11 protein-coding genes are annotated in these 16,665 nt (G+C 59.3%); 5 read left to right on the forward strand and 6 right to left on the reverse strand.

Annotation, left to right across the window (positions count from 1 at the left end; genetic code table 11):
* The first annotated feature begins 78 nt into the window (after positions 1–78).
* Complete coding sequence (locus ACZ89R_RS28830) at positions 79–1,785, forward strand: AMP-binding protein (RefSeq protein WP_429547346.1); 1,707 nt, start codon at positions 79–81, stop codon at positions 1,783–1,785.
* Between the two features lie 38 nt (positions 1,786–1,823).
* Here the strand turns inward: ACZ89R_RS28830 and ACZ89R_RS28835 are convergent, their stop codons facing one another.
* From ACZ89R_RS28835 to ACZ89R_RS28850, 4 genes are all read right to left on the reverse strand, one after another.
* Positions 1,824–2,885 (reverse strand): 2-oxoglutarate and iron-dependent oxygenase domain-containing protein, encoded by a 1,062-nt coding sequence (locus tag ACZ89R_RS28835; RefSeq protein ID WP_429547345.1) that lies wholly within the window; start codon positions 2,883–2,885, stop codon positions 1,824–1,826.
* 781 nt (positions 2,886–3,666) lie between these two features.
* Positions 3,667–4,566, reverse strand: a complete 900-nt coding sequence (locus ACZ89R_RS28840) for a hydroxymethylglutaryl-CoA lyase (RefSeq protein ID WP_063343084.1) — start codon at positions 4,564–4,566, stop codon at positions 3,667–3,669.
* A gap of 147 nt (positions 4,567–4,713) precedes the next feature.
* The gene (locus ACZ89R_RS28845) at positions 4,714–5,115 is read right to left on the reverse strand and encodes a MerR family transcriptional regulator (protein ID WP_008068244.1); all 402 of its coding nucleotides are present in this window, start codon (positions 5,113–5,115) and stop codon (positions 4,714–4,716) included.
* 206 nt (positions 5,116–5,321) lie between these two features.
* Positions 5,322–6,251: a LysR family transcriptional regulator gene (locus ACZ89R_RS28850; RefSeq protein ID WP_007904083.1), complete on the reverse strand. Its 930-nt coding sequence runs from the start codon at positions 6,249–6,251 to the stop codon at positions 5,322–5,324.
* Between the two features lie 165 nt (positions 6,252–6,416).
* On the opposite strand from ACZ89R_RS28850, the gene ACZ89R_RS28855 reads away from it, so the two are divergent.
* On the forward strand, positions 6,417–7,646 hold the full coding sequence (locus ACZ89R_RS28855) for an acyl-CoA dehydrogenase (protein WP_030130892.1): 1,230 nt from the start codon (positions 6,417–6,419) through the stop codon (positions 7,644–7,646).
* A 165-nt stretch (positions 7,647–7,811) separates the two neighbouring features.
* On the opposite strand, the gene ACZ89R_RS28860 is transcribed toward ACZ89R_RS28855, so the two are convergent.
* Together ACZ89R_RS28860 and xthA are read right to left on the reverse strand one after the other, a co-directional pair.
* Complete coding sequence (locus tag ACZ89R_RS28860) at positions 7,812–9,152, reverse strand: substrate-binding domain-containing protein (RefSeq protein WP_429547344.1); 1,341 nt, start codon at positions 9,150–9,152, stop codon at positions 7,812–7,814.
* A 153-nt stretch (positions 9,153–9,305) separates the two neighbouring features.
* Positions 9,306–10,118: an exodeoxyribonuclease III gene (gene xthA / locus ACZ89R_RS28865; RefSeq protein WP_429547343.1), complete on the reverse strand. Its 813-nt coding sequence runs from the start codon at positions 10,116–10,118 to the stop codon at positions 9,306–9,308.
* 300 nt (positions 10,119–10,418) lie between these two features.
* On the opposite strand from xthA, the gene ACZ89R_RS28870 reads away from it, so the two are divergent.
* From ACZ89R_RS28870 to ACZ89R_RS28880, 3 genes are all read left to right on the forward strand, one after another.
* The gene (locus ACZ89R_RS28870; RefSeq protein WP_429547342.1) at positions 10,419–11,069 is read left to right on the forward strand and encodes a GNAT family N-acetyltransferase; all 651 of its coding nucleotides are present in this window, start codon (positions 10,419–10,421) and stop codon (positions 11,067–11,069) included.
* Positions 11,070–11,133: 64 nt separating this feature from the next.
* Positions 11,134–12,861, forward strand: a complete 1,728-nt coding sequence (locus tag ACZ89R_RS28875; RefSeq protein WP_429547341.1) for an autotransporter assembly complex protein TamA — start codon at positions 11,134–11,136, stop codon at positions 12,859–12,861.
* Positions 12,858–16,532 (forward strand): translocation/assembly module TamB domain-containing protein, encoded by a 3,675-nt coding sequence (locus ACZ89R_RS28880; protein WP_429547340.1) that lies wholly within the window; start codon positions 12,858–12,860, stop codon positions 16,530–16,532. The genes ACZ89R_RS28875 and ACZ89R_RS28880 overlap by 4 nt, the downstream gene beginning before the upstream one ends.
* Positions 16,533–16,665 lie beyond the last annotated feature (133 nt).

Below are 16,665 nucleotides of genomic sequence, written 5' to 3' on the forward strand. Positions count from 1 at the left end.
ACTGCTGCGCAGCCGAGCAGGAGCAAGCTCCCTCGCCACACAAGCCTCGCTCCTACAATAAAGACAATAGGGGTCGTCATGGATCAACCCAGTGCAAGCCCGCAGCGCAGCTATACCCGTGGTTCCCAGGACAAAGCCTTGCTGGCGATGACCATCGGGCAGGCGTTCGATAATACGGTCGCGCAATACCCGAACGGGGAGGCGCTGGTCGTGCGCCATCAGCGGTTGCGCTACACCTGGCAGCAACTGTCAGAGACCGTCGACCTGCACGCCAGAGCATTTTTGGCGTTGGGCTTGCAGGCCGGTGACCGGCTCGGCATCTGGGCACCGAACTGTGCCCAGTGGTGCATCAGCCAGTTCGCCAGCGCGAAAATCGGCGTGATCCTGGTCAACATCAACCCGGCTTACCGCAGTTCCGAACTCGAATACGTGTTGAAGCAGTCCGGTTGTCAATGGCTGGTCTGTGCCGGGGCCTTCAAGACCTCCGACTATCACGGCATGTTGCAAGGATTGGTTCCGGAACTGACGGAGCAATCCATCGGCCAGTTGCAGAGCGAACGCCTGCCGGAACTGCGCGGGGTGATCAGCCTGGATGCGCAACCGCCATCGGGTTTCCTGCCGTGGTCGCAGCTGAATGATTTGGCGGCCAGCGTGTCAATCGAGCAATTGCGCGAACGCCAGGACAGTCTGCATTTCGATCAAGCGGTAAACATCCAGTACACCTCCGGCACCACCGGTTTCCCCAAGGGCGCGACCCTCAGCCACTACAACATTCTCAACAACGGTTACATGGTCGGCGAAAGCCTGGGGCTGACGGCCAATGATCGGCTGGTGATTCCGGTGCCGCTGTACCACTGCTTCGGCATGGTCATGGGCAACCTTGGCTGTGTCACCCACGCCAGCACCATGATTTACCCCAACGACGCCTTTGATCCATTGCTGACGCTGAGCACCGTCGACGAAGAGAAAGCCACCGCGCTTTACGGCGTGCCAACCATGTTCATCGCCATGCTCGATCAGCCCAAGCGCGCCGAGTTTGATTTGTCGAGCCTGCGCACCGGGATCATGGCTGGGGCGACGTGTCCGATCGAGGTGATGCGCCGGGTTATCAATGAAATGCACATGAGCGAAGTGCAGATTGCCTACGGCATGACGGAAACCAGCCCTGTGTCTTTGCAGACCGGTCCGTCAGACGAGCTGGAATTGCGCGTCACCACCGTTGGCCGAACACAGCCGCAACTGGAAAGCAAAATCATCGACGAGGCGGGCAACCTGGTGCCACGTGGCACCATCGGTGAGCTGTGTACTCGGGGCTACAGCGTGATGCTCGGCTACTGGAACAACCCGCAAGGCACCGCCGAGGCTATCGATGAGGCGGGCTGGATGCACACCGGCGATCTGGCGAGCATGAACGACGAAGGCTACGTGTGCATCGCCGGGCGTAACAAGGACATGATCATCCGTGGCGGTGAGAATGTTTACCCAAGGGAACTGGAAGAGTTCTTCTTCACCCACCCGGCGGTAGCCGACGTGCAGGTGATCGGCATCCCTTGTTCCCGTTATGGTGAAGAGATCGTCGCCTGGATCAAATTCCACCCCGGCCACAGCGCCACCGAGCAGGAACTGCAAGCCTGGTGCAAGGAGCGCATCGCACACTTCAAGACGCCGCGTTACTTCAAGTTCGTCGAGGAGTTTCCGATGACGGTGACTGGCAAGATCCAGAAGTTCCGGATGCGTGAGATCAGCATCGAGGAGTTGGCCTCAACGGATCGCCACGAGGTTTGAATGCCCTGACCGGCAATACCGGCCAGGGCACGCTCAGCCTATGAGTGGGTTGCAAATTGCGGAGCTCGCTTGTCGCGCGCTTTCAGTTCTTCCAGCCGCGCGAGGCTATTTTGCTCGTGGATGCGTCGGGTGGTGATTCGATCCGGGTAGCAGCGCATGAACATATGGGTGAAGTGCTCGCCGTAATGAATGCGCTCTTGGCTGCCTGGTTCGAACAACGGTCGGGCAGAAGCTTCGAAACCCGGTTCGTGGAAGTACGCGCAGGCGAAGCGTTCACGAGTATTGAGCTTGACCTTGTGTGGGGTGGAAAGCAGGTAGCCATTGGTCATGAACTGCATGATGTCGCCAGGGAACACCGTCCACACCCTTGGCGTGGGTGTCACGAAAGTCCAGGGGGCCTCGTGTTCGAACAAGCCTGCCGAACTTTCTTCCGGCAGCCAGTTGCGGTTGCGCTTCTCGCCCTCGACCGGTGGGCGAATGTACAGACCGCCGACGTCGTCCTGGGCCGCGATGACCAGCAGGCCATAGTCCGTGTGCGCGCCAATGCCACGGGATGATTTAGAGGTTTCGGTCGGGAAGCGCAATACGCGCATGTGGTGCCAGCCATCGCGTGTCAGGTCGGTGAAGGTGCTGATTGGCAGGTTCATGCCTAGCGCCGTGAGTTTGAGTAGTTTCTCGCCTGCTGCGCCGAGCTCGTCCATGAACGCTTTCATGCGTTTGTGATAAACGCTATCGGGCCATGGCACCGGACCATGGCAAGGCCAGCCCTTCTGGACGCGCGGATCACTCTCGGGCAAGTCTTTGCAAATGGTGAAAATCTCCGAGTAATCCGCCTGGCCGGCAGTGATCTCCTCGCCGGAAGCGATATAGCCGCTGTAGGCTGAATCGTTGATGCAACCGCTTTTGAAGGTTTGAGGTTTCTTGAAAAAGCGCTTGCTGACGGCTATTGCCGCTTGCGTCTTGCGATCCTGTTCGACACGGGTCTTGATCTGGAAAATGCCATCTGTCCGCCAGGCGCGGATCAGTTGTTCTCCCAACGTGATATCGGCGGTGCTGCCCGTTACCTTGGCGGGCAGCTTGAAGGTTTTCAACGTGATCATGTTCGTCTCCTTTTTATCCAGTAAAGGGACGTGTACTCATTCGAGAGACGTTGACGAACAGCGGTGGCCAACGGAACAGCTCCAGACCTTCATGGCATGGATCATGAGCGTCCCTGCAATCCCCGAAGGGAAGGCGAGTTATAGGAGATCCGGGTTTTGATTTGACCTGCCATTTATGACAGTTTCGACGAGCGGGCAGTCAGAGGGTGTTGCGCAGGGGGTATACAAGGGGCAGAAAGCACAAAGGGGAGCCGAAGCTCCCCTTTAATTTTGTCGTACGTGCTCTTTTTTTATTATTGAGGGGCGGTCTGTTGTTGTTTTTGGCAACCGTGGCCCTTTACCGCTGTTTTTGTCGATCCCCATCCGGGATCAAGAGCAAACGTATTTTTTTGAGCGCTGATCTACTTTTTCGCTAAGCGATCCAACCAGTTCGGGAGCTACCTGAAGGTAGTTTTATTGTTCTCTGCCCGGTTGCGGGTTACTTCGAAAAGCACCCTGAAAAGCACATCCTCTCCAAAAAAATCTGTTAGCTGCGTCTCTGCCGTGTTGTTCTTGTTATGTCAGAGTCGTTACGTCTTATTTTTATTGGTTTGCAGTTTTTATTCTTGTTATGCCATAGAGATAGCAGAAGCCGTGCCAACTTTTAAAAACCCTTTAAATTCAATGCCTTGAGTTTTTCGTAGGGTTTTTCATCCAACCCAAACCCGACAATTTGTTTCCGTGTTACTCGTTTCCGCCCACGTTTCAGAACACGCGGTAACACCCGGACACATTCACACTGTCACTGTGCGCTGCGGGCCTTGGCCACGCGCGAACCGGTAGGGCGCCCCAGCACCGCGCAAATCTGTTGGCCGGCTCGAATCAAGGCGTCCAGGTCGATTCCGGTTTCAATACCCAGGCCGTTGAGCAGGTAAACCACGTCTTCGGTCGCGACATTACCGCTGGCGCCCTTGGCGTATGGGCAGCCGCCGAGGCCGGCGATGGAACTGTCGAACACCGCGATGCCTTCCAGCAGGCTGGCGTAGATGTTGGCCATGGCCTGGCCGTAAGTATCGTGAAAGTGCCCGGCCAGTTTTTCACGTGGTACATCGGCCGATACCACTTCGAACATCTTGCGGGTCGCGCCAGCGGTGCCGGTGCCGATGGTGTCTCCCAGCGAAACCTCGTAGCAGCCCATCGCATAGAGCTCACGAGCAACCCGGGCGACTTGTTCCGGTGCGATGTCCCCTTCGTAAGGGCAGCCCAGCACGCAGGACACGTAACCGCGCACGCTGACGCCATGTTGTCTGGCGGCGTCCATGATCGGTACGAAGCGCTCGAGGCTCTCGCTGATCGAGCAATTGATGTTGCGCTGGGAAAACGATTCGGATGCTGCGGCAAACACGGCGACTTCCTTGACCCCGGCGGCGATGGCATCTTCAAAGCCCCGCAGGTTGGGGGCGAGGGCGCCATAGGTCACGCCCGGCTTGCGCTGGATCTGCGCGAAGACCTCGGCGGAGCCGGCCATTTGCGGCACCCATTTGGGCGAGACGAAACTGCCGACTTCTATATAACCCAGGCCTGCAGCGGTCAGTGCGTCGACCAGTTGCACCTTGTCTGCAACGCTGATGGGCTGGGCTTCGTTTTGCAGACCGTCGCGGGGGCCGACTTCGACCAGGCGTACGTGGGTGGGTAGGGACATGGCAATGGACCTGTGCTGATTGTCTGAATGTTCAGAGAACCCTGTGGGAGCGAGCCTGCTCGCGATGGCGGTAGCACATTCAACATTGATGTCGACTGACCCGGCGCTTTCGCGAGCAGGCTCGCTCCCACAGGGGATTATGTAGACCTACTGGACGGCCTGCTGGCTCTTGATTGTCTGTTCCAGCGCCTGAGTACAGCGCTCTTCGGCCGTGTCGAGTTCCAGTTTCATCTGTTCGATGTCCAGCAGTTGCTGTTCAAGTTGTTCCCGACGCTCGGCGATTTTCGCCAGCATGCTGTGCAGTTGCTTGGTGTTACCGCTGGAGGGGTCATAGAGCTCGATCAGCTCGCGGCATTCGGCCAGGGAAAAACCAATGCGCTTGCCCCGCAGGATCAGCTTCAGGCTGACCTTGTCACGGGGCGAGTAAATGCGTTCCTGGCCACGACGCTCGGGGCTGAGCAGGCCTTGCTCTTCATAGAAGCGAATAGCCCGGGTGGTGATGTCGAGCTCGCGGGCGAGGTCGGAAATGCTATAGGTCTGGCTGCTCATGGAAGCGCTCGAAAAAGGTCATGGCGCTAAGCTAATGGCAGGTTGACGTTTACGTCAAGGGGCAGAGGTTTCCACTGTTCTTGCTGGCCCCATCGCGAGCAGGCTCGCTCCCACAATAGATCTACGGTGAACACAACATTTGTGTAAAACAGAGATTCCCTGTGGGGGCGAGCCTGCTCGCGATGAGGGCGCTGCGGTCCAAAGCCCTACACCTTATCCAGCTTCTTCTCATGCGCCGTAACCTGTTGGCACAACTCGATCATTTGCTCGCGCATCCAGCGGTTGGCCGGGTCCTGGTCAGTGCTTTCGTGCCAGTAGAGGTGAGTTTCCACCGGCGGAACCTCTTTAACCGGCAGGTTCACCGCGTACAAGTCATGGCGACGGGCGAAGCGTTCCGGCACGGTCATTACCATGTCAGTCTGTTGCAACACCTGGGACGCCATCAGGTAATGCTGGGAGCGCAGGGCGATCTTGCGCTGGATACCCATTTTGCCCAGGGCCAGGTCGACATAACCCAGACCGCTGCGACGGCTGGAGATATGGATGTGGGTCAGGGACAGATAATCGTCGAGGGTGAATTTCTCTTTGCCCGCCAACGGATGGCCCTTGCGCATGGCGCACACGTAACGGTCCTCCATCAACTTGACGTGACGCACCTGCGGGTCGGTGTTGAGTGGCGCATCCACCGCAAAATCGAGACGACCGGCGGCCAATTCCTTGGTGGTCTCACGCCGTTTGGACAAGAAGCTTTCGATGATTACCGTCGGCGCCAGGCGTCGCAGGCGCTGGAACAGCGGCGGCAGGATCACCGCTTCAGTGAGGTCGGTCATGCTGATGCGGTAAGTCTTGACCGCCTGCAACGGGTTGAAGATGCGGCTTTCCTGCACCGACACCCGCAGCAAGGAGAGGGCGTTGCGCACGGGGCCGATGATGTTCTGCGCCATCGGTGTGGGCACCATGCCTTGGGCGGTACGCACGAAAAGCGGATCGTTGAAGGTCTCGCGCAGGCGGGCCAGAGCGTTCGAGACGGCTGGTTGAGTGATGCCGACAATCTGCCCGGCGCGCGTCAGGTTGGCTTCGGTGTAGATCGCGTCGAAGACGATGAAAAGGTTGAGGTCGACCTTGCTCAGATTCATTGCGCTGCGCTCTCTGCTTCTTGTTTTAGGAAGGTGGCTCGATCAGTCGATCATATATCGGTGATGAATGTTAATACACGCCGAGAATAGGCTAGGTAAATTATCAACGCTGTTCTAGCATCGATTGCATGACCTGAACAACCTCCCTTTAGAAGGTAGCTGCCCATGGATTTCGCTTATTCGCCCAAAGTGCAAGAACTGCGTGAGCGCGTGACCGCGTTCATGGACACCTACGTTTATCCCGCTGAAGCGGTGTTCGAACGCCAGGTCGCCGAGGGCGATCGCTGGCAGCCGACAGCGATCATGGAAGAACTCAAACTCAAGGCCAAAGCTGAAGGCCTGTGGAATTTGTTTCTGCCTGAATCCGAACTCGGCGCCGGCCTGACCAACCTCGAATATGCGCCATTGGCGGAAATCATGGGCCGCTCGCTGCTGGGCCCTGAGCCGTTCAACTGCTCCGCGCCGGACACCGGCAACATGGAAGTGCTGGTGCGTTACGCCAATGAAGAGCAGAAGCAACGCTGGCTCGAACCGCTGTTGCGCGGCGAGATCCGCTCGGCGTTCGCCATGACTGAGCCGGACGTGGCCTCGTCTGATGCCACCAACATGGCCGCCCGCGCTGTGCGTGATGGCGACGAATGGGTGATCAACGGCAAGAAATGGTGGACCTCTGGCGCCTGCGATCCACGCTGCAAGATCCTGATCTTTATGGGCCTGAGTAATCCGGATGCACCGCGTCATGCGCAGCACTCGATGATTCTGGTGCCGGTGGATACCCCTGGCGTGAAGATTGTGCGTCCGCTGCCGGTGTTCGGTTATGACGACGCGCCTCACGGTCACGCCGAAGTACTGTTCGAAAACGTCCGGGTGCCGTACGAAAACGTCCTGTTGGGCGAAGGGCGCGGCTTCGAAATTGCTCAGGGTCGCCTCGGCCCGGGCCGGATTCACCACTGCATGCGTTCGATCGGCATGGCTGAGCGTGCGCTGGAGTTGATGTGCAAGCGTGCGGTCAACCGCACTGCGTTCGGCAAACCCCTGGCGCGTCTGGGCGGTAACATCGACAAAATCGCCGACTCGCGGATGGAGATCGACATGGCGCGCCTGCTGACGTTGAAAGCGGCGTACATGATGGACACCGTCGGCAACAAGGTGGCGAAGAGCGAAATCGCGCAGATCAAAGTCGTGGCGCCGAACGTGGCATTGCGGGTGATCGATCGGGCGATCCAGATCCATGGCGGGGCAGGGGTTTCCAACGATTTCCCGCTGGCCTACATGTACGCCATGCAACGCACCCTGCGTCTGGCCGACGGCCCGGACGAAGTGCACCGCGCGGCGATCGGCAAGTTCGAGATCGGCAAATATGTGCCGAAGGAAATGATGCGTAGCGGTCAGTAAGACGGGTGGGCTTTTGTGGCGAGGGAGCTTGCTCCCGCTGGGGCGCGAAGCGGCCCTAAAATACGGCAATCCGGTTGTTTCAGATGTACCGGATCGCCTGGTTTTACGGCTGCTTCGCAGCCGAGCGGGAGCAAGCTCCCTCGCCACAGTTGTTCGCACTCCGTTTCAATACACCCAAACCTCAACCCGCCGATTCTTGATCCGCCCCTCATCCCCGCTGTTGGTCGCCACCGGCATCTCGGCGCCGAACCCGCGAATCTCGCGAAACACCACGCCGCTTTTCACCAGCTCTCGCCGCACCGCCATGGCCCGCAGTTTCGACAGCAGATCGGCCCGCGCCGGGTCGCTCTTGGCGTCGCCAAACCCCACTAGCGTCACCTGCCGATTGGTTTTGTCGTGCAGCTTTATATAGTCGAGTACCCGCGACAGGTCTTGTCGGGCCTTGTTGTCCAGCGTCGCGCTGCCTTCTTCGAAACGGAAATTCACCGTCAGCCGCTGGGCATGGCGACTGAGTGCCTGATAATCCTCGGGCATCAGCGCATTCGGTGTGACGGCCATGGCCTGAACGGTCTGTGCGATAAAGCCATTGGCTGCGACGATCGCCTGACCTTTGCTGCTTTGGGCAAACTTCACCAAGGCCTTGGCCCAGGGATTTTTCCCATTTGGCGGCAGGTAAAAGAACAGCCGACGGGATAGCGGGTAATCTTCCGTCGCGATTAGGCTATTGACCGGCAGCATGGCCTGGGAGTCGCCATCGACAATGGCCACGGCTTTGGCCTGGCGCACATAAGGCAAACCGATGAAGCCGATGCCTTGCGGGTCCAGACTGACGGCATCCGACAATTGCTCGCTGGATTCGAAGCGTTTCGCGTTGCCGCTCAGGGTTTTCCCACGCGGGCTGAGGACCAGTTCCTTGAACGTGTCATAGGTGCCTGATTGATCATCCCGCGCATAGAGATGAATCGTCCCACCGCTGCTGCCGAGTGCTTCCCAGGTTTTCACTTCGCCGCTGAAGATTCGCGCCAGTTGTTCGGTGTTGAGTTGCTTCAGCGGATTGTGCGGATGAAGGATGATTGCCAGCCCGTCGATGGCGATGACTTGCTCGGCAATCAGGCTTTTCAGGTCGCCCAGCGGCTCAAGATCCAGCCGCTCGTTGTCCTTGATCGGGCGCGACGAAGCCGCGAGATCGGCAGAGGCGATTCTCAGGGCTTTGAACCCGGTGCTGGAACCATGGGCCGCGACCTCCACCTCGACTCGGCGTCCCTGAACGGTTTCGCCGACGATGCGTTGTTCGTTGGCTTTGTCCGGGGCTTCGCGATGAACCTTGAGCAGGCCCTGTTCGCGCATCAAGCCCTCGACCAGCGCCGGGCCCAATGCCGCGCCAATGGTGTTGGAGCCCTGAATGCGCAACACCGGGCCACGTTCGGGCGTCGGCAAATCGCTGGCCGACACCGTTAACGGCAGCAGGGCGGCGAGCATCGACACAAACAACACGCGCAGCGTCATGCCGGCACCTTATAAGCCTGGGAAAGTGCCGGGAGAATAAGTCAGTAAGGTTTCTGAACGATGACAGATCAAAAGATCGCAGCCTTCGGCAGTTCCTACACTGGGGTGGCGTACATTCTGTAGGAGCTGCCGAAGGCTGCGATCTTTTGTTTCTTAGCTCAACTCAAGCCAGATCGGTGCGTGATCGGAGGGCTTTTCCATTGCGCGCAAATCGTAATCCACGCCGGCATCCTTCACGCGCGGCAACAACCCATGGGACGCCATGATCAGGTCAATCCGCAGCCCGCGCTTGGGCTCATCTTCAAACCCGCGGCTGCGGTAGTCGAACCAGCTGAAACGGTCGGCAACGTCTGGGTTCAGGTGACGGAAACTGTCGACCAGGCCCCAATTCTTCAGGCGGGCCATCCATTCGCGCTCTTCGGGCAGGAAGCTGCATTTGCCGGTTTTCAGCCAACGCTTCATGTTGTCCGGGCCGATGCCGATGTCGCAGTCTTCCGGGGAAATGTTCACATCGCCCATCACCACAATCGGCTGGTCGTTGCTGAACTGGCTTTCCAGCAACTGCTGCAAATCGCTGTAGAAACGTTCCTTGGCTGGGAATTTGGTGGGGTGATCGCGGCTTTCGCCCTGTGGGAAATAGCCGTTCATGATGGTCACCGGCAAGCCATTGGCGTCGGCGAAAGTGCCCCAGATGAAGCGTCGCTGGGCGTCTTCTTCGTCAGTGGTGAAACCTTTGTACAAGGCAATCGGTTCCTGGCGCGAGAGCAGGGCCACGCCGTAATGGCCTTTTTGCCCATGGAAATGCACGTGATAACCCAGTGCCTGAACCTCGGCCAGGGGGAACTGGTCGTCGTGGACCTTGGTTTCCTGCAGGCCGATCACGTCCGGTTGATGCTTTTCAATCAGCGCCGCCAGCTGATGCGGGCGAGCGCGCAGCCCGTTGATGTTGAAGGAGACGATCTTCATGGTCGGCAGTCCTGGCAAAAATGCGATGCTAGCTGACATGTAGGAATGGGGCCAGCCTTGGGGTAAGGCGATTCGTTTTTGCCCGTCAGCTTTGTGTAGGCCGTTATGGCCCAATCGCGAGCAGGCTCGCTCCCTCAGGTTATGAGTCTGGTCTATACCTTGTGGGAGCGAGCCTGCTCGCGATGACGGTTTAGTACCACCACTGATTTCGGATCAATCAGGAACTGTGCCAGCGCCAACATGCTCGTAACAATAAGAGCGCCGCCATTTTTGAGCCGCGCCCAGGGGAGATCTACCGCTATGCCTGAAACCTCGACCCTCATCGCCGATATTCACATGCTCGACAGCGGCTATTCCCGTGAAGCCCGCTCCCTGTTGTATCAGGCGTACCGGCACGAGCCGACATTCGGCTATCTGTTCGAGGCCGAACGCCCCGGTTACGAACAGCGAGTACGGGCGACGGTGCGCGAACTGGTCAAGCAACACTTTCTTCAGGAGTTGCCGGCCATCGGCCTGCTGGTCAATGACCGCTTGATTGGCATTGCTCTGATCGCGCCGCCGCAACGCCGCCTGGGCATTACCGAAAGCTGGGCCTGGCGTCTGCGGATGGTGCTCAGCACCGGGTTTCGCTGTACCCGACGCTACCTCGATTACCACGCCGCCGTGATGGCGTGCGTGCCGTCTGACTCGGTGCATGTCCTGCCGCTGCTGGGGGTTCATCCGCAATTCCAGGGCAAGCACTTCGGCGAACAATTGCTGCAAGCGGTGCACAACTGGTGCGCGGTCGATGAACACTCCCAAGGCGTGATCCTCGACACCGGGAATCCTCGTTATCTGGAGTTCTATAAGCGACAGGGCTATGAGGAAATCGGCGAAGTAGCAGTAGGCCCGATTCTTGAGCACGTGTTTTTCCACGCGAATCCGCAGGTGTTACAAACAGCAACGGCATAAGGGTAGAACTTTTGCGGCAGGTCAGGCTCTATCAGGCTCCCAAGCTCGTGATAGCATCCGCGCTATGAAGTTTCCCGGAAGATTTACCAGTGGCGTGCTGATGCTGATCTCCAGCTGCGCGGCGCTGGCGCAAAGTGAATTGGATGTGCGGATCAAACCGTCCAACGATGAACTGAAGGCCAATATAGAAGGCTATATCGGTAGCCTCGGCGATCGCGATGAAGAAGCCTTGCTGCGCTTCAGTCGCGGCGCCGAAGAACAGGCGCGCAAGGCCGCCCAGGCATTGGGTTATTACCAGCCGCAAATCGACAGCGACGTGAAGGGCGGCAAGACGCCGCGCCTGGTGCTGAACATCGACCCCGGTGAGCCGATCCATTTGCGCAACGTCACGGTGCGCATCGACGGCCCGGCGGCCTCCTTCAAGTCCTTTCGAGTACCGAAAAGCGATCTGCTCAAACCCGGCGCGGTGCTGAACCATGGCCGTTACGAAGACGCCAAGCGGCTGATCCAGAACCAGGCCTCGCGCTACGGCTTTTTCAGTGGGCGCTTCACCCGCCAGAAACTCTTGGTGGACCCGCGCGCCGGCGTCGCCGACATCGAATTGATCTACGACAGCGGCCCGCGCTATGCGCTGGGCAAAGTCAGTTTTGAAGGCGACACGCCGTTCGACGAAGACCTGCTGCAACGCATGGTGCCGTTCAAGGCCGGTACGCCTTACGACTCCGAACTGATCGCCGAACTCAATCAGGCGCTGCAATCGAGCGGTTATTTCGAGGGCGTGCGCGTCGACGCGGCGCCGACCGCATCCAAGGATGACGTGATCCCGGTGGCGGTCAAACTGGAAACCCGCAAGCCACGGACCATGGGCCTCGGTCTGGGCTTTTCCACCGACGTCGGTCCACGGGTCAAAGCCAACTGGACGCGGCATTGGGTCAATCCTCAAGGGCATAGTTACGGCTGGGAGGCGGAGATTTCGGCGCCACGGCAGAACGTCGGGCTGTTTTACGACGTTCCGCTGGACCCACCATTGACCGACAAACTGCGTTTTGCCGGTGGTTATCAATATGAAGAAATCTCTGGCACCGATACCCTCAGCAAACTGCTGACCCTCGGCCCCGAATGGCACAGCAAGTTGCCCAGCGGCTGGCAGCGGGTGGTATCACTCAAATGGCAGCGCGAGGAATACCAACTCGGTGACGATTCGGGGCTTAGCACCCTGCTAATGCCCGGCGTGAGCTATTCGTACCTGAAAAGCGACAACCGCATCGATCCGCACAACGGTTATCGCCTGCAATTCGAAACCAAAGTCGCCAAGGAAGGATTGGGTTCGGACACCAACTTGCTCTACGGCACGGCGCTGGTTAAAGGCCTGACCACGGTCTTTGACAAACACCGCTTGCTCGGTCGGGTGCAGGTCGGCGGCAGCGCCACCAACGGCTACAAATCGGTGCCGCCGTCCTTGCGCTTCTTCGCCGGTGGCGATCAGAGCGTGCGCGGTTACGATTACCAGAGCCTGTCCCCGGAAAACTCTGATGGCGACCGTATCGGTGGCCGTTACATGGTGGCCGGCAGCGTCGAGTATCAATATTCCATCGCCGAAAAATGGCGGGTCGCAACCTTCATCGACCAGGGCAACTCCTTCAACACACTCGAACTGCCGAACCTCAAAACCGGGGTCGGTATTGGCGTGCGCTGGGTCTCTCCGGTGGGGCCGATTCGCCTCGACCTGGCCCACGCGATGGACGACGACGGCGGCATTCGACTGCACTTTTCCATGGGGCCTGAGCTGTGAAGCGTGGTTTGAAAATAACGCTGCTGGCGATCCCGGCGCTGCTGATGCTGATCGTTCTGACACTGGTCACCGTGCTGGGTACTCCGACGGGCAGTCGCTGGGCGCTCGGGTTTGTGCCGGGTTTGACCGTGGAGAATTTCCAGGGCCGTTTGGGTGGGCAGTGGAGCGCCGATCATCTGGAGTGGCAGCAGGACAGCAGCCGGGTCGAGCTGGACAAAGCGATTTTCGCCTGGTCGCCGCTGTGCCTGATGCGCATGACGTTGTGCATCGAGCAATTGCAGGCGGAGCAGGTCAGCCTGCAATTCCCGCCGGGCGTGGAAGAGGAAAGCAGCGGGCCGATCAGTCTGCCGGACTTGAAATTGCCGCTGGCCATCGAATTGGGCGACGTCAAAATCGGCCGCCTGCTGTTCAACGGCAGTGAAGAACTCAAGGGGCTGCAACTGGCAGCGCACTGGACCGAGAAGGGTTTGCAGATCGACTCGGTGCATTTGCAGCGTGATGAACTGAGCCTGAACCTGTCCGGCCTGCTGCAACCCAGCGGCAACTGGCCGCTGACCGCTGAAGGCAAACTGACTTTACCGTCTCCGGGTACCGAACCATGGGCACTGACCCTGAAGGTCGACGGCGATCTGCTGAAAACCCTGAACCTGAAAGCCGACAGCAGCGGCTACCTGAACGGGCAACTCACCGGTGAACTGCAACCGCTCGTTGAAAACCTCCCGGCCAACGTGCGCATCACCGCCGACGGCTTCAAACCTAGCGCCGATCTGCCGGACACCCTGCAACTCAATCAACTGGAGCTCACCGGCGACGGCGACCTGAAAAACGGTTACCAATTGCTCGGCAAAGCCACGTTACCCGCAGAGCAAGGCCCGGTTGCTCTGTTGCTGCAAGGCAAGGTCGACGCCAAGGGCGCGCAGATCGCCGGTCTTGATTTGACGGCCAACGACAAACAGAGCCTCAAACTCACCGGGCAAGTGGACTGGAGCAAAGGCCTGAGTGCTGAAGCGAAAATCGACTGGCTGGATTTCCCGTGGCGCCGTCTCTATCCGCTGATCGACGAGCCGCAAGTGGCGCTGCGTAGCTTCAACGGTGAAGTCTCCTACACCGACGGCAACTACATCGGTAACTTCAAAGCCGCACTGGATGGCCCGGCGGGGGCGTTCAGTCTGAACAGCCCGTTCAGCGGCGACTTGAGCAAAATCCACCTGCCGCAATTCAAACTCGAAGCAGGGCAGGGCAAGGCCGAAGGGCACCTGAATCTGCAGTTCGCCGACGGTATCGCCTGGGATACGGCGCTGGACCTCTCGGCAATCAACCCGGCGTACTGGCTCGCGGAATTGCCGGGCACCTTGGCTGGGCCATTGCGCAGCAAAGGCGAGATGAAAAATGAACAACTCAGCCTGACCGCCGATCTGGACCTGAAAGGCAAGCTGCGCGGGCAACCGGCGGTGTTGCAAGCCAAGGCCGATGGCGCCGGCGAGCAGTGGAACCTCAATACCTTGCAGATTCGCCTCGGCGACAACAGCATCAACGGCAAAGGCAGCCTGCAACAGAAGCTCACCGGCCAGCTCGACATCAAGCTGCCGCGTCTGGCCCAGCTCTGGCCGCAACTGCGCGGTCAGCTCAATGGTCGGGTCGATGTCGCCGGCACGCTCAAAGCGCCACAAGGCAAGCTCGGTCTGCAAGGCACGCAACTGGCGTTCGAAGACAATCGCCTGCAAAGCCTAAATCTGGACGCCACCCTCGACAGCGCCCAGCGGGCGAAAATCGACCTCAAGGGCAGCGGCATCCAGACCGGCGACACGTCACTGGGCACGTTGACCGCCAGCGGTCAGGGCGACATCAAAAACCAGAAGCTCGCCCTCGATCTGCAAGGACCGAAGCTGAAACTGGCGCTCGGTCTTGATGGCACGCTGGACAAGGGCAATTGGCGTGGGCGTCTGGCCAGTGGCGATATCCAGGCCGGCGGTCAGGCCTGGAAACTGCAAAATCCGGCGAAGCTTGAGCGACTGGCGGACGGCAAAATCAACTTCGGCGCCCATTGCTGGATGTCCGGCCCGGCCAGCCTGTGCGGCGAAGACCAGCGTTTGATGCCCGAGCCGAAGCTTCGTTATCACCTCAAGCAGTTCCCCATCGACAGCCTCGCGCAGTGGTTGCCGAAGGATTTCGCCTGGCAGGGCAAGCTCAACGCCGACCTGCAACTGGACTTGCCGGCCAGCGGCCCGAACGGCCTGGTCAGCATCGACGCCAGTGGCGGCACCTTGCGTATGCGTGAGAAGGAGCAATGGCTGGACTTCCCGTATCAGACCCTGAAACTCACCAGCAAACTCACGCCAAAACGCATCGACACCGACCTCAACTTTGTCGGCGGCAAGCTCGGTGAACTGATGGTTCAGGCGCAAATCAACCCGCTACCGAAGAACAAACCGCTGACCGGTTCATTCCGCCTCAGTGGCCTGGACTTGTCGGTGGCGCGGCCGTTTGTGCCGATGGTCGAGAAACTCACCGGGCATTTGAGCGGCAGCGGCACATTGTCCGGCGGACTGCTGGCACCGCTGGTCAATGGCAACCTTGAGCTGCGCGACGGTGAAATCTCCGGGCCTGAGTTGCCGATGGCGCTCGAAGCCTTGCAACTTCAAGCCGTGATTGCCGGCGAAACCGTGCAACTGAACGGCGGCTGGAAAAGCGGCAAGAGCGGGCAGGGCAGCCTCAATGGCAACATCGCCTGGGGGCAGGCGCTGGTGGTGGATCTGGCGCTCAAGGGCTCGCAGTTGCCGGTCACCGTCGAGCCCTACGCCGCGCTGGAAGTCGCGCCGGACCTGAAGATCTCCATGAAGGACGACAGACTGGCAATCGTCGGCAAAGTGCTGGTGCCAAAGGGCGAGATCATCGTGCGCGAGCTGCCGCCGTCCACGGTCAAGGTCTCCGATGACACGGTGATCGTCGGTCAGCAGACCGAAGAGGGCAAACCGCCGATGGCCATGGCGATGGACATCGATGTGGTGGTGGGGCAGGACAAACTCAGCTTTGCCGGGTTCGGCCTGACCGCTAACCTGCAAGGCCAGGTGCACATCGGCGACAACATGGACACCCGTGGCGAGCTGTGGCTCAACGACGGGCGTTACCGCGCTTACGGTCAGCGACTGACGGTGCGCCGGGCGCGTCTGTTGTTTGCCGGTCCCATCGATCAGCCGTATCTGGACATCGAAGCGATTCGCCAGACCGACGACGTCATCGCCGGCATTCGCCTGAGTGGCAGTGCCGAGCAGCCGACCACGCAGATCTTTTCCGAACCGGCGATGAGTCAGGAGCAGGCATTGTCCTATCTGGTGCTGGGGCGTCCGCTGAGCACTACCGGTGAAGACAACAACATGCTTGCCCAGGCTGCTCTCGGGTTGGGTTTGATGGGCAGTTCCGGGGTGACCAGCGGTTTGGCCAAGGACCTGGGCATTCAGGACTTCCAGCTCGACACCCAAGGCAGCGGTGCCAACACCGCCGTGGTGGCCAGCGGCAATATTTCGGAAAAGCTCAGCCTGCGTTATGGCGTCGGGGTGTTCGAACCGGCCAACACCATCGCCTTGCGCTACAAACTGAGCAAAAAGGTCTACCTCGAAGCCGCCAGCGGCGTGGCCAGTTCGCTGGACATCTTCTACAAGCGGGATTTCTAGGCCCTCCTGAAGATCAAAAGATCGCAGCCTTCGGCAGCTCCTACAAAGGCAGCGTACATCCATATTCATGGGGGTACGCGATCCCGTAGGAGCTGCCGAAGGCTGCGATCTTTTTGCTTTTAGTCCCACCATT

Source organism: Pseudomonas sp. TE3728 (assembly GCF_056279145.1).

What these genes read in the sequence shown, in the direction of transcription:
- ACZ89R_RS28875 (WP_429547341.1), top strand. Translation starts at nt 11,134, where the DNA reads ATGAAGTTTCCCGGAAGATTTACCAGTGGCGTGCTGATGCTGATCTCC.
- ACZ89R_RS28860 (WP_429547344.1), bottom strand. Translation starts at nt 9,152, where the DNA reads ATGACGCTGCGCGTGTTGTTTGTGTCGATGCTCGCCGCCCTGCTGCCG.
- ACZ89R_RS28855 (WP_030130892.1), top strand. Translation starts at nt 6,417, where the DNA reads ATGGATTTCGCTTATTCGCCCAAAGTGCAAGAACTGCGTGAGCGCGTG.
- xthA (WP_429547343.1), bottom strand. Translation starts at nt 10,118, where the DNA reads ATGAAGATCGTCTCCTTCAACATCAACGGGCTGCGCGCTCGCCCGCAT.
- ACZ89R_RS28870 (WP_429547342.1), top strand. Translation starts at nt 10,419, where the DNA reads ATGCCTGAAACCTCGACCCTCATCGCCGATATTCACATGCTCGACAGC.
- ACZ89R_RS28835 (WP_429547345.1), bottom strand. Translation starts at nt 2,885, where the DNA reads ATGATCACGTTGAAAACCTTCAAGCTGCCCGCCAAGGTAACGGGCAGC.
- ACZ89R_RS28850 (WP_007904083.1), bottom strand. Translation starts at nt 6,251, where the DNA reads ATGAATCTGAGCAAGGTCGACCTCAACCTTTTCATCGTCTTCGACGCG.
- ACZ89R_RS28840 (WP_063343084.1), bottom strand. Translation starts at nt 4,566, where the DNA reads ATGTCCCTACCCACCCACGTACGCCTGGTCGAAGTCGGCCCCCGCGAC.
- ACZ89R_RS28830 (WP_429547346.1), top strand. Translation starts at nt 79, where the DNA reads ATGGATCAACCCAGTGCAAGCCCGCAGCGCAGCTATACCCGTGGTTCC.
- ACZ89R_RS28845 (WP_008068244.1), bottom strand. Translation starts at nt 5,115, where the DNA reads ATGAGCAGCCAGACCTATAGCATTTCCGACCTCGCCCGCGAGCTCGAC.